Source organism: Blastomonas sp. CCH9-A1 (genome assembly GCF_001557175.1).
Lineage (GTDB): Bacteria > Pseudomonadota > Alphaproteobacteria > Sphingomonadales > Sphingomonadaceae > Blastomonas > Blastomonas delafieldii_A.
Window position 1 is genome coordinate 25,901 of record NZ_LSHM01000052.1, and the last position, 19,797, is coordinate 45,697.

Genomic DNA, 19,797 nt, shown 5'->3' on the forward strand with positions numbered 1-19,797 from the left:
TGGCTCAGGCCTCAAGCCGTCTGCGTATCTTCTTTCGGGGTCTCGCCATATTTGTAGCCATAGCCGTACCCATAACCATAGCCGTATCCGTAACCATAGCCGACCGAATTCGAATCCAGCTTAGTGACGATGGCACCATAGACGCGCGCGCCGGTGCGGGTCAGACGGTTGAGGGCGTTCTCGATCGCCCGGACCTTGATACGATCGGATTCGATCACATAGACCACGCCGTCGACGACGCGCGCAAGCTCGACCGCGTCGGCCAGCGCCAGCATCGGGGCGCTGTCGATGAGGATCTGGTCATAATTGGCCTTGACCTCCTCGAGCAGCTCCTTGAACCGGTTGCTTGCCAGCAGTTCGACCGGGTTGGGCGGCGTGTAGCCGAAGGTGAGATAGTCGAAGCCGAAATCGTCGATCCGCACCACCTCGTCGCTGAGGCTCGTCGCGTTGCCGGTCAACAGCCCCGAAAGACCGCCACTCTTGCTGAGATCGACCTCGAGGAAGCCCTGCATCCGCGAGTTTCGAAGGTCGGCGTCGATCAGCAGGGTACGCTTGCCCAGATGGACGAAGCTGGTCGCCAGCGCGATCGTCGAGACGCTCTTTCCTTCCGATGGCACCGAGGAGGTTAGCATGAGCACCTTTGGCGCGCCCTGCGGGGTCAGGAAGGTCAGGTTTGTTCGTGTCGACTTGTACGCTTCGCTGATCTCCGACGAACGCGTCACGATTTCGGCCCTCAGGTCGGGCGAGGTGTTCCGCGGAATGAGGCCGAGCACCGGGAGACCCAGACGACGCGACACATCCTGCGGATCCTTGATCGTCTGGCTCAGCGTGACGCGGAGATAGACCAGCGCGATGCTCAGCGCGACACCGATGGCGCCTGCCAGAAGCAGGTTGATCAGCAGCGACGGCGCATAGGGGAAGAGCGGAACTTCGGCCTTGTCGATCAGCGTGATGTTGTTCTGGCCGGCACCCGATGCCTCGAGCTCCTTGTAGCGCTGCAGCAGCGCGTCATAGAGCTGGCGGTTGGTATCCACCTCGCGCTTGAGAATGCCGTACTGGATGCTCAGTTCCTGCTGACCCAGGAAGCGCGACTTGGCTTCCTCGAGCTTGCGGCGCAGCTCGCGTTCGCGGCTCGAAGCGGCCGACAGGCTGGCGCGCGAAGCGGTTGCCAGCGAAGCCTTGAGCGACGCGACTTCGGCTTCCTTTTCGAGCACCGGGGGATAGGCGGGGCCGAAATTGGAGCGCAGACGCGCCACTTCGGCTTCGAGCTTGGCGAGTTCGGCGCGCAGCGAGTTGCGCGCGTCCTGCGCCGGGATGTCGCCAGAGGCCTGCGATGCTTCCGCCGTGATCCGGTCGGTCACGGCCTTGGCCAGCGCATCGTTGAGCGCGGTCAGGTCAGAAGCGATCAGCGTCTGCGCGGCGGTTTCGGGGCCCTTTTCCTTGCCGCCCGATTCCAGCACGAGGATGCCCTTGGCGTTGGCATATTGCACCAGATCGCGTTCGGAAGTGGAAAGCTTCTGCCGAAGCTCCTCGATCTGCTTGTTGAGGAACTCGCGCGCCTCGATATTGGCGCCGAAACGCTTTTCGTAGTTCGCAGCGATGAACTCTTCGGCCCAGAGATTGGCGACCTTGGCCGCGACCGAGGCCGACGGGCTCGAGAACTGGATGTCGACCAGGCTCGACTGCCGGATCGGCTCGATCGAAACATTGTCGAGCAGGATTTCCTCGACGTCGCGCGGCGTCAGCCGGACTTCGGGATCAAGCGCGAACGCACGGATGAATTCCTCGTCGCGCTGCAGATTCCCGGCCCTGGCGACCCGGGTCGCCATGAAGTTCGATTCCAGCAGTTCATACTGGGTGTTGAGATACTGGATCTCGGACACCTTGGATTCGTTCTCGAGCGGGTCGATCGCCGTCACGTTCGACGTGATCTGCGAGACCTCGATCCGCGAATTCGCCTTGAACAGTTCGGTCGACAGCAGCGTCACCAGCAGCCCGACGAGAAGCGCAATCGCGATCAGGCCTGCCAGCCAATAGCGCAGCGCCTGCGCCTCGCTCAGATACCGTTCGATGACCAGGTAGAAACCGCCCGCCGGCTCGGCATCAAGCTTGGTTTCGCCAGCATCGGCTGCGGCGGGGTTTTGGTTGGTCATGGTATCTTGCATCACTGTTGCACAATCAGAATGGTCGCGGTCGTCAGAAGTGGCGGTACTAGCTGCAACAGCAGATCGAGACGTCGGCGCTCGGGCGAGTCACCGACAATGACGATGTCATTGGGGAAAAGCTGGGGATCGGCATAATTGCCGCGCTGAATGGCCCGAATATCGTAGACGCCGATATAGCGCTGGTTCTCGACCGTTCGCAGGACGAGCACGTCGCTCTGCTTGGCATATTGGGTCATGCCCTCGGCCTGGTTCACCGCGCGCAACAGCGTGGGACGTCCGGTCGCAGGATAGCTGCCCGGCTTCTTGACCTGGCCGCCCACCGAAATCGTCGGCTCGGGAAACTCCTCGGGAATGACGCGCACCTGCGGATCGCGCAGATAGCGACCGCGCAGACGATCGGCGATCTCGCGCGCGGCTTCGCTCGGCGAGCGCCCGTCCAGCTTGACGTTGCCGATCAGCGGAAAGGCCAGATCGCCGTCGACATCGGTGAGATAGGTCCCGCTCAGCGATTCGGCACCGACCACCTGAATTTCAAGCTTTTCCTGCGGGCCGATCACATAGGAAATGTCGAGACGCGGTGCGGGAAGGTTTTCGAGCTGCGTGACTTCGATGTCTTCCGCGAGCCCCACGGACCGGTCAACCGCGCAGGATGCGAGCAGCCCAGCCATGCCCAGAATTAGCAGATTTCGCAGAATAATTACCATATGGCCTCGCCGATTGAGGCAGCACCTTTAGAGAGTTTTTTACGGTTGCCAACCACTTTTGCGCCGGAAAACCGGCGGTTGAGACAGCCCGACTGGTCTTGCGACCGATGCAAAGAGCAGCGCGCAAGTGACGGGTTTGCCGCGCTGTTGCCGCCCTATTTATTTCGCGCCGACACCGGTCGTGATCACCCTCAAGGTCTTGAGGACAATCAGCAGGTCAAGCCACAACGACAGGTTCTTGATATAGTAAAAGTCATAGCGAAGCTTGGACAGCACATCGGTCACGTCGGTAACATGCCCCTGGTTGACCTGCGCCCAACCGGTAATGCCGGGGCGAACGATATGGCGATAGGAGTAGAAGGGCAGCTCCGCATTGTACCATTCGGACAGCGAGCATGCCTCGGGCCGCGGCCCGATAAGGCTCATGTCGCCCAGCAGCACGTTGAACACCTGCGGAAGCTCGTCGAGACGCGACTTGCGCAGGAATTTCCCGATCTTGGTGATCCGGTCGTCGTCCGACTTGGTCATCGCGTCCTCGCGCTTGGCGAGATTGTCGTTCGAGACCTCGCGATCGCGCATGGTGCGGAACTTGATCATGCGGAACTTCATTCCCCGGAACCCGATCCGTTCCTGAATGAAGAACACGCTGCCCGGCGAATCGAGCTTGATGATCAGCGCCAGCAACGCAAAGACGGGAAGGCACAGCGGAATGAGGCACACGGCGCCGACGATATCGATGCCGCGCTTGATCGACGCATAGGAGACATTGGGAATCAGCGAACCCAGCTCGTTCTCGCTGAGATGCGAGATCTTGACCTGGCCCGACTGCATCTCGGCGATCTGGCGGTAGTGATAGACGGGTATGCCGGCCAGCGCCGCCTGGGCAAAGAGCCGCTCGCCGCGTTCGGAATGCATATAGTGCAGATCGGCAACGATCGACCAGTCGCGGCGGCCTGCCTGGATCAGCGCCTCCATATCGGCGAGCGACGGCGCCGGCATGAAGTTGCCGGTCAGCTCGATCTCGTTGGCGCGCCCACCCGATACCACGACATGCGGGTTGAGCATGCGGCGACTGTACACGGCCGCCAGGAAGCTCGCCATCACGCCGGACACGGCGCCCGCAGCGAAGAACGATCCGGAATATTCGATGCGCATCAGCGCCATGACGGTAAAGACGCCGGTGAAGACGATCAGGTTGACCGGGAGCACATAGGACAGATGCCGGGCGTTGGCATGGTCCTTCAACCGCGACAGGATGTACCAGCTGATCGTGATCGACAGGATGAGCGCCGTGATCGTCTCTTCGAAGGCTCCGGTGAAATAGGCGCGGTCGAGCAGCGACCAGACCGCCAGCGCCGGTGCCAGCCCGGCGCTCAGGATCAGCGGCAGCTCGAACCGGTGCAGGAACTGGTTGCCCCGGCGAGGCGGGACCGCAGAGTATTTCTGCGCGTCGGCGTCTGCCTCGCCACGGTCGGGGCTGGCAGCGGTGACCGTCTCGCTGGTAGTTCCGGCAGTCGATTGTTTCATAAGATGCTCTTCAAAGGATGAGGTTGCCGGATCGAAAGTGACCGTCGGCCGGCGCTCCGCGTCCGACTGTTCCGCCATGGTGCTGGCCTGCTGGTCGATAAGCGTGCTCATGGTGTCGCTCCCATCGGAGACATATGGCCCGATGCGGCCTTGAGTTGGACGGTAGGAACCGAAACCCGCGTCTGCTTGCCCATGAAATCGAGCAGCACCAGCGCGCGCTGATTGGGGGACAGCCGCTCCACTTCGCCCAGAAAGGTCGTGGCAGGCCCCAGCGTCACTTCCACAGCGTCGCCCGGGCCCAGATGCGTTCCCAGGAAGATGGTGTCGGCATGGTCGCAGGCATCGCGAAGCTCGGTCATCACCTGCGCAGGGACAGGCGTGGGCCGGTCGCCGAACCTGACCAGCCGGGCAACGCCATAGGTCGAGTTCACCAGGGACCAGGGCGCAGCCTCGCCAGGATAGCTTACGAAGATATAGCCGGGAAAGAGCGGCCGGGCCTGCGCGGTCGGCACGCCCTTGCGCGCCACCAGTCGCTGCTCCATCGGCTGAAACGTGACAAAACCCTGACGCTCGAGATTGCGCTTGGCGACGTGGTCAGCGCCTGGCTTGGCTTGGGCTAGAAACCACTCGTTCACGCTCATGTCCTTATGCAGATTCATTCCGCGCGTCGGCATTCGTCTTGTGACCAGCTCAGGTACGATTTAGCGAGCCAGACAGAGCATCGGCTGCCGAAAAGCACCAACATTCATCAGCTGGTTGCACAGCAAACCGATATCAACGCGGCTAGCCAACCCCTTCGCAGCGTGGCAGCCAGCCTCTCCTCGCACGGAACCTCTCCAAAACGCGCGACTCGTTTTATCCGGGGTGCCCTGTTGAACATACCGTAACGAGTTGTCAATGCCAGTTGAGATACCGTGACGGCGCAGCGGCATGCTCCGAAAACGTCCAGCGCGCGGCCCATACCCTGGCCACCGGGCGCGCTTCGGTCCTGCGAGCGGCCGCGGTCGAAGACCCGAACCGCCTGCTGGCCGCAAGCTTCGACAGCCGCAGATAGCAGCAACTTGTTAACCATATTTAAGTTTTCGTGCATTTAGATGGCGGCGATCTGCTGGCCTGCCCGTTGCTGGACCGGGCATGGGGGTATGGATGAGCATCGCCAACTGGAATCCTGCGAAGCTGACGCTGGTTGTCGATCTCGACGACACGCTGATCCGCACCGACAGCCTGCTCGAAAATTTCTGGGGCGCCTGGTCGGTGCGATGGCACACCCCGCTCGAGGCAGTGCGCACGCTCGCCCGGGGCAAGGTCGCCCTCAAGCAGAAACTGGGCGAGATCAGCCGGGTCGATCCCGCGCGGCTGCCCTATAATCCCCATGTTCTCGAGATGATCGAGCAATGGCGCGCGCGCGGCGGACGCACGGCGCTGGTCACCGGTGCCACTCAGCAGATGGCCGACGCGGTGGCCGGGCATCTTGGCCTGTTCGATGCTGCCTATGGATCGAAGGATGGCATCAACCTGACCGGAGCCCGCAAGGCGCAGTTTCTCGAGCAGACCTACGGACCTGCAGGCTATAGCTATATCGGCGATGCACCGGCCGATTTTGCGGTCTGGCAAGGCGCGGCGGCGGCCGTGACGATCAATTCCAGCAAGGCATTCCAGGCCAGGGTCGAAAAGCTTGTCGCGGATGCCACGCACCTTCCGGCGGATCGTGCGGGCCTGCGCGACTATCTCGAGGCCATGCGCCCGCACCAATGGCTCAAGAACGTCCTCGTCTTTCTGCCGATGCTCGCCGCGCACGCGCTCAATCTGGTGACCGCATTGCAGGCGGTGCTGGCCTTTGTCGCGTTCAGCCTCGTGGCATCGGCCACCTATATCCTCAACGACCTGCTCGACCTGTCAGCGGACCGCGCCCATCCGCGCAAGTGCCAGCGCCCGTTTGCCTCGGGGCGCATCCGGCTGATCCACGGAACCTGGATGGTGCCGCTGCTCGCGCTGGCAGGCGCGGCAATCGCGCTGGCGGGCGGGATCGAGCTGTTTGCCGTGCTGCTGATCTATGCGGGTGTCACCCTGCTCTATTCGGTCAAGCTCAAGCGCCTGGCGATGATCGACATCTGCGCGCTTGCTTTGCTCTATACGCTGCGCGTCCTGGCAGGCAGCGCGGCGACCGGCATTCCCTCCTCGCTCTGGCTGCTCGCCTTTGCGACCTTCTTCTTCTTCTCGCTGGCCGCGGTCAAACGCTATGCCGAGCTGGTCGACGGTGCGGCATCGGGCCGGACGATGGCGACAGGGCGCGGCTACCGGGTCGATGACCGCATGATCGTCGGCCATATCATGGTCTCGTCAGGGCTCGTCTCGGTGCTGGTGCTGGCGCTCTATGCCAATTCCGAGCCGGTCCAGAGGCTCTACCATTATCCCGAATTCCTCTGGGGCGTGTGCCTGGTGCTGCTGTTCTGGACCAACCGCATCGCGCTGCTCACCCATCGCGGCGAGATGCACGATGATCCGGTCGTGTTCGCGATGCGCGACCGGGTGAGCCTTTGCTGCGGCCTGGTCGTCGGCCTGCTCGCGCTCGCAGGAGCGCTTGCGTGACCGGACTGATGCTCGTCCTTTCCTATGCCGGGTTCGCCGTGCTGGCGACACTCGCCAATCTGGCGAGCCAGCGCGCGGTGCTGGCGCTCTGGCCGGGCGGGCTGCTGGCCGCGCTGGCGGCGGGGACGCTGGTCGGCCTGGTCGTCAAATACTGGCTCGACCGGACCTGGATCTTTGCGGGCGCGAGCAATCAGCGTGCTGGTGAAGCGGGCACGTTCGGGCTCTATGCCGCAACGGGGGTCATTACCACGATGATCTTCTGGGGGTTCGAAAGCGCCGCCTGGCTGGTCTGGCATTCGCATCTCGCGCGCGAAGCGGGCGCGATTGCGGGCCTCGCAATCGGCTATCTGGTCAAGTACCGGCTCGACCGGCGCTACGTGTTCGCACCGGCGAGGCCAGCCTGATGCCGCATGTCGAGCCGCTTTCGGGCTGGGGCCGCTATCCGGTGCGCGATTGCGCGGTGTGGCAGCCGGTCACCGCCGAGGCGCTGCATGCCACCCTGCCCCCGCTCGGGCGCAGCATCGCTCGCGGCAATGGCCGGTCCTATGGCGATGCCAGCCTCAACCCCGAGGCCACCATCGACATGCGGCGGCTCGACCGGCTGATCGCGTTCGATGATGCCAGCGGCGAACTGGCCTGCGAGGCGGGCGTGCTGCTGTCCGACATCATCGACGCCTTCGTGCCGCGCGGGTGGTTCGTCCCGGTGACGCCGGGTACGCGCATGGTGACGATCGGCGGCATGATCGCCAGCGACGTGCACGGCAAGAACCATCACGGCGCAGGCTCATTCTGCGAACACCTGCTCTGGCTCGATCTCGATCTCGGCGATGGCCGGGTGCTGCGCTGCTCACATCAGGAAAATGCCGACCTGTTCGCCGCGACCTGTGGCGGCATGGGGCTGACCGGGATGATCGTGCGAGCCGCTTTCAGCCTCATCCCGATCGAGACCGCCTGGATGCGCCAGCGGACAATACGCGCACCCGACCTCGCCGAGGCGATGGCGGTGTTCGAGCAGTCGCACGCATGGACCTATTCGGTCGCCTGGATCGATTGCCTGGCGCGCGGGCGAGATCTCGGTCGATCGGCCATCCTGCTTGCCGAGCATGCGCCGGCCGATGCGCTGGATGCCACCCGCCGCGCCGAGCCCCTGGCAAGGCCGCCGCGCCAGCCCCGCGCGGTGCCGGTCGATCTGCCAGGCTTCGCCTTGAGCCGCTTCAACGTGCGTGCGTTCAACCAGCTCTATTACGCGCTTCAGCGCCCCGGCGAGGCGCTGGTCGCGCTCGACCCCTATTTCTACCCGCTCGATGCCCTGTCCGACTGGAACCGGATCTATGGGCGCCGTGGCTTTGTGCAATATCAGTGCGTGCTGCCGCTGGCCGAGAGCGAACGCGGCCTTCGCGCCCTGCTCGAGACGATCGCAGCTGCGGGCAGCGGTTCGTTTCTCGCGGTGCTCAAGCGCATGGGCCCGGCATCGTTCGGCCTGCTGAGCTTTCCGATGCCCGGCTATACGCTCGCGCTCGATTTTCCTGCGACACCCGCCAATCTTGCGCTGCTCGACCGGCTCGACGCCATTGTCGCCGATCATGGCGGACGCATCTATCTGACCAAGGATGCCAGGCTGACGGCGCCCATGCTGGCGCTCGGCTATCCCGGGCTCGCCCGGTTTCGCGAGTTGCGTGCACAACACGGGCTCGACCTCCGCTTTTCCTCGCTTCTTTCGCAACGTCTGGAGCTTTGAAGATGATCGCTTCTCCTGTCCTCATCCTCGGAGCCCGGTCCGATATCGGCAAGGCGCTGGCGCGTGGCTATGCGGCACAGGGCTGCGAGGTGATCCTCGCCGCGCGCAGCGACATTGCCGCCGATGCGACCGACCTCATGCTGCGCACCGGCGTCCAGGCGCGCGCGGTTCTGTTCGATGTTACCGATGGCGAGCCAGACCGTTTCTTCGAGGGCCTCGGGGCGATGCCGGGCACGGTCGTGATGGTTGCGGGCCTGCTGGGCGATCAGGCCGAATCGGCCGCCGTCGACGCTGCGGCGCAGCAGGTGATGGACAGCAACTATAATGGCCCGGCGCGCTATCTGCTCGCAGCGGCCCGGCGCATGACAGGCGTGCCGGGAGGCTGCATCATCGGAATCAGCTCGGTGGCAGGCGAACGTGGCCGTGCCTCCAATTTCGTCTATGGATCGGCCAAGGCCGGGTTCACCGCCTTTCTGTCCGGTCTGCGCAATGCGCATGCCAGGGCCGGGCTGCATGTCATGACAGTGAAGCCCGGCTTTGTCCGCACGCAGATGACGGCAGGCCTGAAGCTGCCCCCGGCGGTGACCGCAGAACCCGAACAGGTCGCCGATGCGATCATCCGAGCCCACCGGGCCCGGCGCGACGTCATCTACACGCTGGGGCGCTGGCGGCCGATCATGGCGATCATCCGCGCGATCCCCGAGGGGCTGTTCAAGAAGCTGTCGCTTTGAAGGCTCATCCGCTCCGGGCTTATATAGTATTAGCTATATTCTAATTATCGCTATCTTGATCCAGAACCGTGGTATTTTAACTAGCTTGCACGACCCGCTGCTGGCATTCTAACCGCCTGAAAACGCAGACATCGTCCCCCCTTCTAACGATCGGAGACGTCGCGTTGAAACTCGCACCGCAGCCGGAGAAGAAACCATGCCGCCGCACAGTGGTCAGTCTGTCGAGCTTGACCCCAAGGTCACCCCCTTGCAGGACCGCGCCCGCGCGACCTACGAGCAGATCATTCAGGCGACCGGGGAACTGCTGCCCGAAGTCGGCATCGAGCGGCTCTCGACGAACATGATCGCCGAGCGCGCCGGACTGACTCCGCCCGCGCTCTACCGCTATTTTCCCAACAAATACGCTATTCTGAGCGAGATGGGCCGCCGCCTGATCACCGCCGAGAACGAAACCGTCGAGCAATGGCTGCGCAGCGACGAATTCGCCATCGGCAGCGATCTGCAAGCCGAGATCGAAAGCTTCGCCGCGTTGCTCGATCGCTTGCGCGACGTGGTCTTGGCGCATCCTGGCGGCGCGTGGATCTATCGCGCGATGAGCGCCGTGCCCGTGCTGCAGGAGATGCGGCGGCGCGCGTCGAAGGATTTCATCAAGGTGATCCTTGCGGCGGTGATCGACGATTTCCCGAAAATCGATCAGGAGCGTGTCCGCGGCGCGGTGATGCTGACGTCGATCGTCAACCATGCCGTCACCGAAACCATGGCCGACGATTATCCGACTGCAGAGCTGTTGCGCCGGGAGGCCGCCAAGATGATGAGTCTCTATTATCGTGACGTAGTGATTTCGCGGGCTTCAGCGACATCGAACGAGGATGCATAGGCCAGAACGCGGCCAGAAACCTGTTGACAGTATACGATTTTGAATTTTAATAGTCCTCGCTAACGGGGCGGGACTTTGATGTACGAATTTTCAGCGGGTTGGTGCGTGTGCGGGCACGTCGGACCTCAACGATCAACGGGGCCTACGGCAGCATTTTTCCGGGCTTGGCGAGCTGCTTTGTCCGAAAAAGCCGCGATCGGCCTTTCCAAACGAGTTCTGTACCCGCTTCACGCCTCCCCGTCCTTTCGCGAACACGCCTAGACCATGGCCCGCATCTCGAGCGCCGCACGGCGCAGCACAATGCGCTCGGCGCTCCGCGCTCGTCGCCCCGCAAGACCCGTCCAGGCCGGGCCGGGCACCGGCACGGATGCCAGTGCGAATGGTGCAGGGCCGGTCAGCGAAGCCGAACCGCACGAAAGCCCCCAACGGGCGGCGCTGCAACGCAAACGGATCAAGGCAGCGCGGGCTTCGCTGCGCGCGCACAAGCGGCGCACCGGCTTTGGCAGGGCGCTGCGCAGCGAGGTTCGCGCGAAACATCGCGCATCGGCGCGGAGAGCAAGGCTGCGTGCCGCCGCCAGACGGCGAGCGCAAGCCTAGTCCGAGACGGACCGCCCCGGGCCGGCAGCGTTGCGCGTTGCGCCAAACCGCTGCTAAGCCTTGGCGATGCCCGATCTGGACCTGATACCCCGCAAGCTGCCGCAACAGAGCCGAAGCCGCGAAACGATGCAGCGTGTGCTCGACATGGCGGAAACCCTGCTCGTCGAACTGGGCGTGGATGGCTTCAATACCAATATTCTGGCCGAGCGTGCAGGCGTCGGGGTGCGCGCGATCTACCGCTATTATCCGAACAAATGGGCGATCCTGGTCGAACTGGTCGATCGATCCTATGCGCGCGAGCGCGAATGGGTGGGGCATCTCGGCGCGCTGAAGCCGGGCGATGACTGGCGCCACGCCACCGACCGCATGATCGACGGCTTCTTTGCCGGGGCCAGCAGCAGCCCAAGCTATGCCGTGCTGCGCGCCGCATGCCAGGTATCGCCCCAATTGCGCGAGGTGGAGGCGCGCAATGTCGCGCGCTTCGAGGCCGATGTCGCCGAGACGCTGGTCGCGCTGGGCATGGCCAATGAACCGCGCCGGTTGCGGATCGTGGCCCAGATCGTGATCGAGGTGTCGGGACGGCTTATCGACCTCGCGTTGCGGGCGGGCGATCCGATCGAGGCCGATCTGCTGCTCGGCGAGCTCAAGCGGATGCTGCACGACCTGCTGGGGCCGTATCTGCCCGGCTGACCGATTGCTTCGCGCTCAGGTCGCGAGCGGACGGGCAGGCCCACCGATGCGATAGGGATCGATCCCGGCTGCACGCAGCCGGTCATGGGCCCGTCGATAGACCTGCGGATCGGCAATGCCCATGCGCGCCCGCGCCGCAGCGAGCGGCTCGGCCAGCAGGGCCCGGATATCCTGGGCAAAGATCGCCTGCGCCGCACGGCCATGCCGCCGCGCCTCGGCGACCGCGCCGACAAAGGGCGCATCGCTGCGCAGCCGCAGCGCAAATTCGGCGGTGCCGGCCCAGGCGATGATCGTCTCGGTCCAGTCGCGACACTGGCTGCTGGTAAAGCCGAGCACGCACTGCTCGCCCAGCGGATCGCGGCCATAGCCGGTCAGCACATGCGCCAGATCATGCGTGTCGCGCAGCCGGTCGTTGAACCATCCGAACTGGTCGGCATGGGTCGCCTGACCCGGCAAAGTGCTTGCCTCGACCAGCCCCGCCGCCGACAGACCTTCGGCGCGCATGAAGCGGACATAGGCATGGGCTACGCTCTGCGGGCCATGGCCGAGCAGCCTTTCATGATCGTCGAGCATGGCCGCAAGGCTCGGTTCGGATTGCATCCGCGCGCGTCCCTCGGCGCTCGCGCAGAAGCGTTCGGCAATCCGCCGCATGCTGCGATTGGGCAGGCATTCGCCCATATGGAAAACTTGCGCGGTATCCTCGGCATCGCGCATCAGCGCGCGGAAATGGCGCAGCGCCGATAGCGGCCGCATCCGGCGCGGTGGTCGGGATGCGGCGAGAAAGGGCAGGTCCTGGATCATGACGGAAGCTTCCGGTTCGAGCGGGAGGCACAAAAGAAAGTAATTGCTTCCATACTCGCCGTCAAGGCGCGCTTTCATCGCTGCGCTCGGCCATGGGATCAGGCAATATCCGACCTGCCGAATTCAGGAACTCCCGCGTCCTCGATTTGTCCACAAGTCGAAAGGATACCGATTTGAAGGTTGCAGAGGTACAGAACGTCCTCGCGCTCATGGGCGTTCACGATAAATCGGATAAACAGGAGGCAAAGCCATGCATTGCCGGGCTGGATTTTTCCCGCAATAGTTCGAGCCATGTCGATATCGCACAACAAGCAGTACCAAATGCTGTAAAATCGGGTAATTCATTCGAGTTCAGCGAACGAAACCGTCTGGCCATCAGGGATCCACGCCTTTGTCTCGCGCCGAGCGCCTTCTTGACCTTATTCAAGTGTTGCGCCGTCATCGGTTCGCTGTCCCTGGCGCGGTGCTGGCGGAGGAATTGGGTGTTTCGCTGCGGACCATCTATCGCGATATCGAGACGCTCAAAGCGCAAGGCGCTAATATCGAGGGTGAAGCGGGTGTCGGCTTTGTACTGCGGCCGGGTTTTGTCCTGCCTCCGCTGATGTTCTCGCAAGAAGAAATTGAGGCGTTGATCCTCGGATCGCGCTGGGTGAAAGATCGCGCCGACGGCCAGCTGGCCAAGGCGGCGGAAGAACTGCTGGCGAAGATCGGCGCAGTGCTTCCAGAAGAACTGAAGAACAATCTGGACGAGTCGGGTCTTCTCATCGGCCCTGCACCGCCGATCCCGACCGGCAGGACCGGATTGGCATCGATCCGCAAGGCAATCCAGTCAGAACACAGGCTGCAGATCGAGTACCAGAATGAGCAAGGCGACAGCAGCTCCCGGACGATCTGGCCGATCGCTCTGGTCTTTTATGATCGGGTGCGCGTGCTAGTCGCGTGGTGCGAGCGGCGCGGGGGATTCCGTCATTTTCGCACCGATCGCATCGCCACCTACCAGATTAGCGAGCAACGCTATCCCCGGCGCCGGGCGATACTGCTGCAGGAATGGCGCAGGACCCTGCAAATTCCCCGATGGTGAATGCCGTCACTTTCCGCAGCGATTTCTTCACGTTGCACTGGCCCATCGAAGCGCTGCTGACGGAATCTGACGCAGATGGATCGTACCGCATTTCTGCCGGCATCAACTGACATGCCGCAATTGAGGAGACGCGATCATGACAGACTTTAGCTTCCTGAACCTCTACGTGAGAGACAACGCCGCCAGCGCGGGTTTCTACAGCGAGCTGCTCGAAATTCCGATCATCGAGGAGAAAGAAGGCTTCTCGCTGCTTCCGCTGAAGGACGGAGTGATGCTTGGCCTCTGGATGCGCGAGGCAGTCGAACCGGAGACAAATGAAAAGCCGGGCGCCAACGAAATTGCCTTTGCCGTCTCCGACCCGGCTACAGTGGAAGACATGCACGCCGATTGGTCGGAGCGCGGAGTGACGATCACGCAGGAACCAACGGTGATGAGCTTCGGCACCACGTTCCTAGCGCTTGATCCCGACGGCCATCGCCTCCGGGTATTCGCCCCTCTGGCGGCCTGATCCATGCCTCTGGGCGGGGTGGAGCGACAATGCGCCACTCCGCTTGGCAGGATGTTACTTGAATAAGCCTCCAGCCATGTTCGGATCAGCCGTTACCCCGTCGGGCCACCCAGGCTCTGCCAAAGCACCAGCCTCGCACGAGCCGCTCGGGCTTCGGAGGCAATCGCAGCCTGGCGTGCAGCATAGGCATTGCGATCAGCATCTAGCACCACGATGAAGTTTTCCAAGCCTGAGCGGTAGCGCGTGGCCGCGAGCGAAGCGACGTCGGCATCACGCTCGGCCTGCTGGCGCAGCATGCGCGCTTCAGCATCGGCAGACGACAGCCGACCGAAAGCTTCTTCAGTTTCGCCCAGAGCGGCGAATGTGTCTCGCCGCAGCTCGGCAAAGGCGATCCGACCCTGCGCGCGGCTTTCGTCGATCTCGGCTTCTACCCTCCCGAAATCGAGCAGCGGGCCAGCGACTTCGCCACCCAGCAAACCCACGATCGCGTCGTTGGAAAAGAGTCCGCCAAACGAAAGGCTCAGCAGGCCGAGCGCAGACGAAAGCGTAAACCGGGGAAACCGTTGCGCCGCGACCGCCGCCAAGTCGGCGTCGGTTGCTGCCAGTCGTGCTGCTGCCGCCTGGATATCCGGCCTTGCAGCCAGCACGGTCGATGGCACTGCAGATACAGACGTCCTGCTGCGCCACGTGCCCGGGGATTTGTTCAGATCTTCAAGCACAAGCTCTGCCGGCGCCCCGGTCAGCGCAACCATGCGCGCAACGATTGCCGCCTGCTCGCCCTCCAAGGCCGAAAGTTGGGCTTTCAGGGATTCGACCAGCGCTTCGGCACGCAGGCTATCGAACCCCGGACTGATTCCGGCCCTGACGCGCGAAGCGATCAACTGTGCCCGGTCCTCAGCAGATGCGATACTGCTGGCGAAAACGGCCTGCTGGTCGCGCATATTCTGCCAGTCGACGACTGCAGCAGCCACCTCAGCCTTGATTGCAATGCGAACTGCCTGAGCTTCGAAACCGGCCGCGTCGAGCCTATGCTGGGCGGCAAGTTCGGCATTGCGCAGGCCGCCGAAAATGTCGGGGTCCCATCTTGCGCTGATCTGCCCTCCTAATTCGAGCTGGGTCGCATCGAGGGAAATTCCGGCAGGGAAAGTGCCGAAACGATTCGGGTTTGTCTTCACCCCGCGCGCAGAAGCACCCAGGCCAATGTCGGGCTTTCGCTCAGCCTTGGCCCGCGCTGTGACGGCTCGTGCCGCATCGATCCGCGCGAGCGCCAACTCGAGATTGGGCGCCTGTTCGGCTCGCACCAACAGACTCTGGAACGCAGGGTCCTCGACCGGCAATAGCGCCGACAACTCGCGGCTCACCGCAAGCGTTCCGGCGGGCGCGAAATGAAACTCTGCAGGTGCGACAATCTCTCTGTTTCCCTCCGGCGCCATACCGATCGTCGAACAGCCGGAAACGCAGAGCATCGAAACGGCTGCGAGGCTCCACCTGCTCATTGGCTCGACCTGGTGTAGATGAAGGCATCGACCTGCTGCCCAACGCGCAGGCTGGTATCGTCCGGCGGCACGGAATAAATAAGCTGCATCACGCGGACGTCGACACGCTCGTTGGTTGAATTGGTCAGCGAGCGCTTCGGAACGATGAGGGGCTGAATACGCACAAAGCTGGCGCGGATATGCTTGTTGGCGTTGCCGCGCGGCGTCAGGATAGCTTTGGCGCCCGCAACGATCTTCGATGCCTCCATCTCGTCGACATCGATGCGGACATGAAGAGGCTTTGTTTCGCCAATCTGCAACATGGGACCGACATTGCCGCCCGCTGTTCCGGCCGAGGCAAACTCGCCCGCATGGATTCCAAGATCCAGAATTTCGCCGCTGATCGGTGCACGGACAATGTGCCTGGCAAGCTCGGTGGACGCGCTGGCATCGCGCGCAAGAGCTGAAGACAGCTGCGCGCGCGCCGTTCGCAGGCGGGCTCGAGCATCGGCGACATCGCCTTCGGCCGCGATAACCTCGGCAGCCGAAATTGCGCGTGGGTCGTCGACATTTCGATACAGCGAGAGCCGCCGCTGCGCTGTCTCTATCGCCGTCTGCGCTTCGGCAATCCGGGCCCGTGCTTCACGCACGTCGGCGCCTGCTTCTCCCAGGCTTGCAGCCGCCATTCGACGGTCGATTGCAAACAGCGGCGCACCGCGCTCAACGCGTTGACCCACGCTTACGTAAATCTCGCTGACGATGCCTGAGACTCCTGTGCCCACATCGGTGATCTCGCTCGATGGCTCCACGACGCCCGACGCGGCTATACCCGGCTCGGAGCCGATAGCCTGGGAGGCTCTCGGCGGGGTCTGCGCAGGAGCCGCCAGCGAACGATCGGGTAAGCCGGTCGCAACAAGCCACACAGAGATCGCAAGCGCGAGGACCGCCACGATGGGCAGGATTTTGCGAGAGATGCTCGGACGAGTGATCGGACCTCTCCTCAATGAACCGACTTGCTTCGCCGGTCGTCGGTTATGCGGCCGTCTTCGATGGTCAGGATCCGATCGGCGAGATCGAAAATGCGGTTGTCGTGCGTGACAATGATGACCGAGCGGTCACTCGACAGGGCGACTTCTCGGAGCAAGTCCATCACCCGGCGGCCCGAGTCCGCATCAAGCGCGGCCGTCGGCTCGTCGCAAACGATCAGACGGGGTTGATGCACCAGTGCCCGCGCGATCGCCACGCGTTGCTGTTGCCCCCCCGAAAGCTGGTTCGGGAACTTGTTGGCCTGGTCGGCAACCTTGAGCTGCTCAAGGACCGCGATGCTCCGACTCACGGCTTCTGTGCGTTCCATGCCCGCGGCAATAAGAGGTACGGCTGCATTTTCTGCCGCAGACAGCGAGGGGATCAGGTTATACTGCTGGAAGATGAAACCGATATTGGCCAGTCGGAAACGTACCAGATCACTGTCTCTGAGCCGGTAGATGTCCTTGCCGAAGAGCAATACTGCCCCCTCAGTCGGATAGAGGATGCCTGCGATGATCGAAATCATCGTGGTCTTTCCCGATCCAGACTCGCCAATCAGAAAGGTCAACTCGCCCGGATAGATATCCACGCTGATGCCGTTGAGGACACGTAAGGTCTGTTCACCGGCGCGAAAGTCTCGGCAAATGTTCTGTACCGAAATGGCAGGGCTGCGATCGCTCATTTGAAGACCGATGCCGGTTCTGTTTTCAATACCGTGCGCAATGCCAGAAGCCCGGTGAGCAACAGCATTGTCAGCACCGCAGCCGCCACCATCGGGGGTATCTGCCAGGGTGTGTAGAATCCTTTGAAATCGTCTTGCGATTCATTCAGCGAAATGAACGACACCGCCATCAAGGTACCGAGGCAATAGCCGATTATACCTACCAGCCCAGCCTGCGCGGCAACCATCAGGCGAATCTTGTCATTGGTCACACCAATGGCCTTGAGCGCTCCGAATTGCTTGATGTTGTCGCGAATGAACAGATTGAGCGTCAAACCAAGGATTGCGAGACCAACGATCACTCCAAGCGTCACGGTGATGCCAAAATTCGCGGGAATGCCGGTATTCTCGATCAAGAAAGTGCGCGCATCTGCGGCAAATTCATCGCGTGTACGCACCTTGAGCCCGGTTTGCGTCGAAATGCGGGTGGCCAGGGCAGCAAGATCCTCACCCGGCGCGGAACGTGCGACGACGAAATTGAGCCGATTGCGTGTTCCGGGAACGAAGCCGAGAGCGTTTGAATAGCGAGTGTGCAGCATCACTTGGCTGGTAAAGCTCGGCAGCGGGTCAGTTACGCCGCGAATGACGGCTCTCCGGTCGTTGATTTCCAGGAGCAGGCCAACGGGATCGACGCCCTCGCCAAAGAGCTTCTTGGCCCCGACTTCGTCGATGAAGATGGCATCCGGTTCGTAGAGCGAGCGCATCTCGCCCTTGAGCATGATGGGCGGAAGGCCAATCAACGAGCCGTCATCGACACCGACAAGGGTTGCTCGTTCAAGATCGCCCTGCTCGGTACGGATCGAAACGCCCGACTGCAAATAGGGTGCGGCCCAATCGACCCCCAGCACGCTGCGGACCCGTTCGAGCGCGGTCGTCGGCATAGGCGAGTTGATTTCCGGCGTGCGCGATGCCGGATCCATGATCCACAGATCGGCAGTATCGACATTGAATACCGCCGATGCGCCGCGATCGATCAGACTTACGAAGATCGTCAGTTGCTGAGTCATCAGCAGCGTGGAGAAGGCAACGCCGAATATCAGTCCGAAGAACTTCTGACGATCTCCCGTCAGCATCCTGATCGCGATCCAGTTCATGGCTGCGGGACCCTCTTTGCGCCACGCTTGCTTGCCGGCGGAAAGCCGAGATGCTTCATGCTCAAGCAGGGCGGCCGGTTAGACCCCCAAGTGCGACGAGCTTGAACGAGGCGCTCGACTTGGCGAGCAGTTTTCCTTCGCTGTTCCACAGCTCAGCTTCGACAAAGGCGATGCTTTTCCCGAGGTTCGCAACCCGGCTGGTGGTGGTCAGCGTGCCAAGCATCGCGGGACGGATGAATTCGGTGGTCGCGCTGATCGTGGCGCCGATGCTCTCCCCGCAGGTCGTCGCAAGGATCGCGGATCCCATCGATTCATCCAGCATGCTGCCAACAAACCCTCCATGGATCATACCCATCGGGTTGCAGAAAAAGGGTTTCGGAGTAAATGCCAAGGTCAGCTCTCCGTTCGCAAACCCGACGCAGTTCCAACCGACCATATCGGCCATGGGCCCCCGCGGAAAACGCGCAAAGAGTTCGTGGACATCCGGCATCGCGGCTTCCGCGTCCGGGCGCGTAATTGTCTTTTCAAGCACGTTCATCCTGGCCTCCCGTTTCTTGCGCAGAACCTGCTGCGGTGACGGGGCAAACATCCGTTCTGATGGCCGGGAGCGCCATTGTAATTTCTTACAATTTCGTACCGCACGGCGTAACAATGGCTGTCGTTCCTTTTTGGAAACCTGGTGATATTGCTGCTGGACTGAAGAATCTGACTACTTTACTCCTTGAAGCAAGCAAGTCGATCCGTACTGGAATGGGAATTGGAACATGCCCAAATCGGTTTTTGATGATCTCGGAAACAAGCCCCCCGCTGCAGAGTTGATTGGCTGGGAACTGATGGAATCGGACAAGCAGCGAAAATGGGTGAAGATCGCTTTCGCGGGCAGGCCCGAATTCACCAATCCGACCGGGTTCGTCCAAGGCGGTTTGCTTGCGGCCATGCTCGATGAACTCATGGGTTCTGCGATCATTGTTGCCACCGATGGGGCAGCGCTTTCGACAACGATTTCCCTCACTGTCGATTTCATCCGGCCCGGCCCGGTCGACCGGCTCATTGGAGAAGGCCAGGTGACCAATCTCGGCAAGAGCATCGCCTTCGTTGAAGGAAAGCTGTTCGACACGGACGGCAAGTTGCTCTCGCGAGCTACAGCAAGCTGCAAGCTGCTGCCGATGAACCCCGATTGGATTAAGAAGGCCGGGGCGCAAGCTTCGGTCTGACCCGAGCGATCGGAGCTCACGGTTATAAGGGCAACGGAATCAGTAGACCACGTTGCAATCCGTAACCCGGCGGATACCGCTGAAGCCGGTGCAGCTGACCGGATCACCATTCAGACGAATGTTCGGGATCATGTCGGCGATCGCATCGATCGTTTCGAATATCTCGATCCAGGCCAGGCTCTCGCCCAGACACCGATGCACGCCTGTGGACCGGCGTGCAAAAGGGACCCCGTTAGCGGGGTGATCGGCGTCTAAAAGG

The 19,797-nt window shown here is 62.3% G+C and carries 20 protein-coding genes and 1 pseudogene; 10 read left to right on the plus strand and 11 right to left on the minus strand.

Annotated elements, in window-relative coordinates; translation table 11 throughout:
* Nucleotides 1–11 precede the first annotated feature (11 nt).
* The 4 genes from AX725_RS14745 to nusG form a co-directional block, all read right to left on the minus strand.
* Nucleotides 12–2,153, minus strand: a complete 2,142-nt coding sequence (locus tag AX725_RS14745; protein WP_167348217.1) for a GumC family protein — start codon at nt 2,151–2,153, stop codon at nt 12–14.
* Between the two features lie 11 nt (nt 2,154–2,164).
* Nucleotides 2,165–2,869 carry a polysaccharide biosynthesis/export family protein gene (locus tag AX725_RS14750; RefSeq protein ID WP_082730829.1) on the minus strand — a complete coding sequence of 235 codons (705 nt, stop codon included), beginning with the start codon at nt 2,867–2,869 and terminating at the stop codon, nt 2,165–2,167.
* A gap of 159 nt (nt 2,870–3,028) precedes the next feature.
* A complete protein-coding gene (locus AX725_RS20985; RefSeq protein ID WP_066043514.1) occupies nt 3,029–4,507 on the minus strand; it encodes an exopolysaccharide biosynthesis polyprenyl glycosylphosphotransferase in 1,479 nt (492 codons plus the stop codon).
* On the minus strand, nt 4,504–5,031 hold the full coding sequence (nusG, locus tag AX725_RS14760; protein ID WP_157759172.1) for a transcription termination/antitermination protein NusG: 528 nt from the start codon (nt 5,029–5,031) through the stop codon (nt 4,504–4,506). Before nusG ends, AX725_RS20985 begins: the two co-directional genes overlap by 4 nt.
* 511 nt (nt 5,032–5,542) lie before the next feature.
* On the opposite strand from nusG, the gene AX725_RS14765 reads away from it, so the two are divergent.
* The 7 genes from AX725_RS14765 (at nt 5,543) to AX725_RS14795 (ending at nt 11,618) form a co-directional block, all read left to right on the plus strand.
* Complete coding sequence (locus AX725_RS14765; RefSeq protein ID WP_060978798.1) at nt 5,543–6,985, plus strand: UbiA family prenyltransferase; 1,443 nt, start codon at nt 5,543–5,545, stop codon at nt 6,983–6,985.
* Nucleotides 6,982–7,389: a GtrA family protein gene (locus AX725_RS14770; protein WP_060978799.1), complete on the plus strand. Its 408-nt coding sequence runs from the start codon at nt 6,982–6,984 to the stop codon at nt 7,387–7,389. Before AX725_RS14765 ends, AX725_RS14770 begins: the two co-directional genes overlap by 4 nt.
* A complete protein-coding gene (locus AX725_RS14775) occupies nt 7,389–8,723 on the plus strand; it encodes an FAD-binding oxidoreductase (protein ID WP_060978800.1) in 1,335 nt (444 codons plus the stop codon). The genes AX725_RS14770 and AX725_RS14775 overlap by 1 nt, the downstream gene beginning before the upstream one ends.
* Before the next feature lie 2 nt (nt 8,724–8,725).
* Entirely contained in the window at nt 8,726–9,454 is a 729-nt protein-coding gene (locus AX725_RS14780) for an SDR family oxidoreductase (RefSeq protein ID WP_060978801.1), read from the plus strand.
* 196 nt (nt 9,455–9,650) lie between these two features.
* On the plus strand, nt 9,651–10,331 hold the full coding sequence (locus AX725_RS14785) for a TetR/AcrR family transcriptional regulator (protein WP_066112666.1): 681 nt from the start codon (nt 9,651–9,653) through the stop codon (nt 10,329–10,331).
* 264 nt (nt 10,332–10,595) lie between these two features.
* On the plus strand, nt 10,596–10,928 hold the full coding sequence (locus tag AX725_RS14790; RefSeq protein WP_060978803.1) for a hypothetical protein: 333 nt from the start codon (nt 10,596–10,598) through the stop codon (nt 10,926–10,928).
* Between the two features lie 66 nt (nt 10,929–10,994).
* Nucleotides 10,995–11,618 (plus strand): TetR/AcrR family transcriptional regulator, encoded by a 624-nt coding sequence (locus AX725_RS14795; protein WP_060978804.1) that lies wholly within the window; start codon nt 10,995–10,997, stop codon nt 11,616–11,618.
* Between the two features lie 15 nt (nt 11,619–11,633).
* Here AX725_RS14795 and AX725_RS14800 read toward each other — a convergent pair whose 3' ends face one another.
* Entirely contained in the window at nt 11,634–12,419 is a 786-nt protein-coding gene (locus tag AX725_RS14800) for a Coq4 family protein (protein ID WP_060978805.1), read from the minus strand.
* Between the two features lie 391 nt (nt 12,420–12,810).
* On the opposite strand from AX725_RS14800, the gene AX725_RS14810 reads away from it, so the two are divergent.
* Together AX725_RS14810 and AX725_RS14815 are read left to right on the plus strand one after the other, a co-directional pair.
* Nucleotides 12,811–13,500, plus strand: coding sequence for a helix-turn-helix transcriptional regulator (locus tag AX725_RS14810; RefSeq protein ID WP_060978807.1), 690 nt, complete (start codon nt 12,811–12,813; stop codon nt 13,498–13,500).
* 136 nt (nt 13,501–13,636) lie between these two features.
* Complete coding sequence (locus AX725_RS14815) at nt 13,637–14,008, plus strand: VOC family protein (RefSeq protein WP_060978808.1); 372 nt, start codon at nt 13,637–13,639, stop codon at nt 14,006–14,008.
* Nucleotides 14,009–14,100: 92 nt separating this feature from the next.
* Here AX725_RS14815 and AX725_RS14820 read toward each other — a convergent pair whose 3' ends face one another.
* The 5 genes from AX725_RS14820 to AX725_RS14840 all read right to left on the minus strand — a co-directional run bounded on the left by AX725_RS14820 (nt 14,101) and on the right by AX725_RS14840 (nt 18,862).
* Nucleotides 14,101–15,504 (minus strand): efflux transporter outer membrane subunit, encoded by a 1,404-nt coding sequence (locus AX725_RS14820; RefSeq protein ID WP_066045979.1) that lies wholly within the window; start codon nt 15,502–15,504, stop codon nt 14,101–14,103.
* The gene (locus tag AX725_RS14825) at nt 15,501–16,433 is read right to left on the minus strand and encodes an efflux RND transporter periplasmic adaptor subunit (protein WP_230962332.1); all 933 of its coding nucleotides are present in this window, start codon (nt 16,431–16,433) and stop codon (nt 15,501–15,503) included. The genes AX725_RS14820 and AX725_RS14825 overlap by 4 nt, the downstream gene beginning before the upstream one ends.
* A 50-nt stretch (nt 16,434–16,483) precedes the next feature.
* Nucleotides 16,484–17,191 (minus strand): ABC transporter ATP-binding protein, encoded by a 708-nt coding sequence (locus AX725_RS14830; RefSeq protein ID WP_060978810.1) that lies wholly within the window; start codon nt 17,189–17,191, stop codon nt 16,484–16,486.
* Nucleotides 17,188–18,324 carry an ABC transporter permease gene (locus AX725_RS14835; protein WP_060978811.1) on the minus strand — a complete coding sequence of 379 codons (1,137 nt, stop codon included), beginning with the start codon at nt 18,322–18,324 and terminating at the stop codon, nt 17,188–17,190. Before AX725_RS14835 ends, AX725_RS14830 begins: the two co-directional genes overlap by 4 nt.
* A 61-nt stretch (nt 18,325–18,385) precedes the next feature.
* Nucleotides 18,386–18,862 (minus strand): PaaI family thioesterase, encoded by a 477-nt coding sequence (locus tag AX725_RS14840; RefSeq protein WP_060978812.1) that lies wholly within the window; start codon nt 18,860–18,862, stop codon nt 18,386–18,388.
* A gap of 226 nt (nt 18,863–19,088) precedes the next feature.
* Here AX725_RS14840 and AX725_RS14845 point away from each other — a divergent pair, with 226 nt between their 5' ends.
* Complete coding sequence (locus AX725_RS14845; protein WP_060978813.1) at nt 19,089–19,538, plus strand: PaaI family thioesterase; 450 nt, start codon at nt 19,089–19,091, stop codon at nt 19,536–19,538.
* Nucleotides 19,539–19,577: 39 nt separating this feature from the next.
* Here AX725_RS14845 and AX725_RS20990 read toward each other — a convergent pair.
* Nucleotides 19,578–19,797: pseudogene (locus tag AX725_RS20990) on the minus strand (cytochrome P450); the annotation flags it as partial.

Excerpts from the sequence above, each read along its gene's own strand:
- AX725_RS14745 (WP_167348217.1), bottom strand. The coding sequence starts at position 2,153 with ATGACCAACCAAAACCCCGCCGCAGCCGATGCTGGCGAAACCAAGCTT.
- AX725_RS14750 (WP_082730829.1), bottom strand. The coding sequence starts at position 2,869 with ATGGTAATTATTCTGCGAAATCTGCTAATTCTGGGCATGGCTGGGCTG.
- AX725_RS20985 (WP_066043514.1), bottom strand. The coding sequence starts at position 4,507 with ATGAGCACGCTTATCGACCAGCAGGCCAGCACCATGGCGGAACAGTCG.
- AX725_RS14765 (WP_060978798.1), top strand. The coding sequence starts at position 5,543 with ATGAGCATCGCCAACTGGAATCCTGCGAAGCTGACGCTGGTTGTCGAT.
- AX725_RS14775 (WP_060978800.1), top strand. The coding sequence starts at position 7,389 with ATGCCGCATGTCGAGCCGCTTTCGGGCTGGGGCCGCTATCCGGTGCGC.
- AX725_RS14780 (WP_060978801.1), top strand. The coding sequence starts at position 8,726 with ATGATCGCTTCTCCTGTCCTCATCCTCGGAGCCCGGTCCGATATCGGC.
- AX725_RS14785 (WP_066112666.1), top strand. The coding sequence starts at position 9,651 with ATGCCGCCGCACAGTGGTCAGTCTGTCGAGCTTGACCCCAAGGTCACC.
- AX725_RS14790 (WP_060978803.1), top strand. The coding sequence starts at position 10,596 with ATGGCCCGCATCTCGAGCGCCGCACGGCGCAGCACAATGCGCTCGGCG.
- AX725_RS14795 (WP_060978804.1), top strand. The coding sequence starts at position 10,995 with ATGCCCGATCTGGACCTGATACCCCGCAAGCTGCCGCAACAGAGCCGA.
- AX725_RS14800 (WP_060978805.1), bottom strand. The coding sequence starts at position 12,419 with ATGATCCAGGACCTGCCCTTTCTCGCCGCATCCCGACCACCGCGCCGG.
- AX725_RS14815 (WP_060978808.1), top strand. The coding sequence starts at position 13,637 with ATGACAGACTTTAGCTTCCTGAACCTCTACGTGAGAGACAACGCCGCC.
- AX725_RS14820 (WP_066045979.1), bottom strand. The coding sequence starts at position 15,504 with ATGAGCAGGTGGAGCCTCGCAGCCGTTTCGATGCTCTGCGTTTCCGGC.
- AX725_RS14830 (WP_060978810.1), bottom strand. The coding sequence starts at position 17,191 with ATGAGCGATCGCAGCCCTGCCATTTCGGTACAGAACATTTGCCGAGAC.
- AX725_RS14835 (WP_060978811.1), bottom strand. The coding sequence starts at position 18,324 with ATGAACTGGATCGCGATCAGGATGCTGACGGGAGATCGTCAGAAGTTC.
- AX725_RS14840 (WP_060978812.1), bottom strand. The coding sequence starts at position 18,862 with ATGAACGTGCTTGAAAAGACAATTACGCGCCCGGACGCGGAAGCCGCG.
- AX725_RS14845 (WP_060978813.1), top strand. The coding sequence starts at position 19,089 with ATGCCCAAATCGGTTTTTGATGATCTCGGAAACAAGCCCCCCGCTGCA.